This window comes from Streptomyces sp. NPDC059224, assembly GCF_042754285.1.
Lineage (GTDB): Bacteria > Actinomycetota > Actinomycetes > Streptomycetales > Streptomycetaceae > Streptomyces.
Map to the genome: position 1 here is coordinate 1 of NZ_JBHZAN010000099.1, position 2,100 is coordinate 2,100.

At 40.1% G+C, this 2,100-nt stretch carries 1 pseudogene; it reads left to right on the forward strand.

Features of this window, described 5'->3' with window-relative positions:
• A pseudogene (locus ACFXI4_RS44570) lies at window positions 1-1,293 on the forward strand (ATP-binding protein); the annotation flags it as partial.
• Window positions 1,294-2,100: the final 807 nt, after the last annotated feature.

Consider the following 2,100-nt stretch of genomic DNA (forward strand, 5'->3'; position numbering starts at 1 on the left):
GCACAAGAGCGTTCCAAAAATGAAGTCACTGGCAAGCTCAAAGCGGTTGCCTATGACAAAATCGACCAACAGACAGACGCTTTAATATCCATGATTGGCGAAAATCAAGTGAACTACCGTTTCTTTATCGGCTTTAAGTTGCTTCTCAACGATCAGGAGTTTTCTATGAAAAGTCTTACCGTTGAAGCAAAAAATGCTTTGTCTGATTTTGTCTATGATGTGAACCATAAGCTGATGGGCGATTTTGTTAGTATGAGTAATGATGAAATCCTGCGTTTTCAGAAGATGGAAAAGCTCTTAGAAAATAAAATCTCTCGTCGTTTCAAAATCCGCAGGTTAGATAAGGACGACTTCGGCTATCTGATTGAACACCTTTACGGACAGACAGGCACTGCCTATGAAGAGTATGAGTACCATCTATCAAAGAAAAAGCTGGATAATGAAACGCTGATTAAATACTATGACTTGATTAAGCCTACTCGCTGTTTGGTGGAAGAAAAACAGCGATATTTGAAAATCCAGCAGGAAGATGAAACCGTCTATGTAGCTTACTTTACCATTAACAGCATTGTCGGAGAACTGGACTTCCCGTCCTCTGAAATCTTCTACTACCAGCAACAGCAATTTACATTCCCGATTGATACGTCAATGAATGTGGAAATTGTAGCGAATCGTAAAGCCCTATCTACTGTCCGCAATAAAAAGAAAGAACTGAAAGACTTGGATAACCACGCTTGGCAAAGTGATAATGAAACCAGCTCCAATGTGGCGGAAGCTCTGGAAAGTGTGAATGAGCTGGAAACCAATTTAGACCAAAGCAAGGAATCTATGTACAAGCTGTCTTATGTGGTAAGGGTATCAGCAAATGATCTTGACGAACTCAAACGTCGTTGTAATGAAGTGAAAGATTTTTATGACGATTTAAGCGTAAAACTGGTACGACCATTTGGGGATATGCTCGGCTTACATGAAGAATTTTTACCTGCCAGCAAGCGTTATATGAATGATTATATTCAATACGTGACCTCTGATTTCCTCGCTGGTTTAGGTTTTGGTGCTACTCAAATGCTGGGGGAAAATGAGGGGATTTATGTTGGCTACAGCTTAGATACTGGACGCAATGTCTATCTGAAACCTGCTCTTGCCAGTCAAGGGGTTAAGGGTTCAGTAACCAATGCGTTAGCGTCGGCTTTTGTTGGTTCGCTGGGTGGTGGTAAATCCTTTGCGAATAACCTTATCGTCTATTATGCGGTGCTTTATGGGGCACAAGCAGTGATTGTAGACCCAAAAGCAGGTGCGAAACGTTCCTACTTGAAAAGAGTAGGCACAGCACTTCATTAAATCAATATTTAATGTGTGTTGGAGAACTAAACACACGAATAGTCGAATGACGGGGTAACGCCCTGAAAGGCTACTTTAATACTCTGACTGGCAGAAACTTGAGTAAACAAGGCTCTGTCAGAAGCTCGGTGAAGTCGGCAGACAGACACCGTAACAGATAATGCTGACGAAAGATTCCCAGAGGTGGGCGTTGTGTCCTATATGCCGGAAGTCTATAAAATATCTATGGTTAGAATGTTCTATAAGGAACTGACGAAACAGCGAATGTACGGGTCTAAATTTGAACTTTGTAGAAATGCAAAGGTACGAGAAATCGTAGCTGGTGTGGCAAAGTAAGAATATAGGTTATGAAATGCCATATAACGTTACAGGCGGTATCAAGCCAGCAGGCTTATAGCTAGTGACCTAAGGATATATATGTATAGATAAGATTATCGGAACGAGGAAAGGTATTGGGTTCTCATCAAGAGAATAAACTGACGAAGAACAATAAGCAGTTGAACTAATGCTGAAAAGCAGAGGGCGAACCTAAGAAATTCTTGTAATGAGAATGGAGGAATGCCCTCAAGTCGTGTATATATTAGAAAAGTATTATGTTGTTTCAATAAGGATTACGAGTAAGATAAAAAAGCTCACTCAATTTCAAGTAAAGGAGTGAAGCCTTATGCCTAAAAATAAAAATGAAACATTGTGTGTAGAAGATTTAAGACACGCTGAATATTACGAAATGCAAAACACCTTAGATGATTTATATGCCAA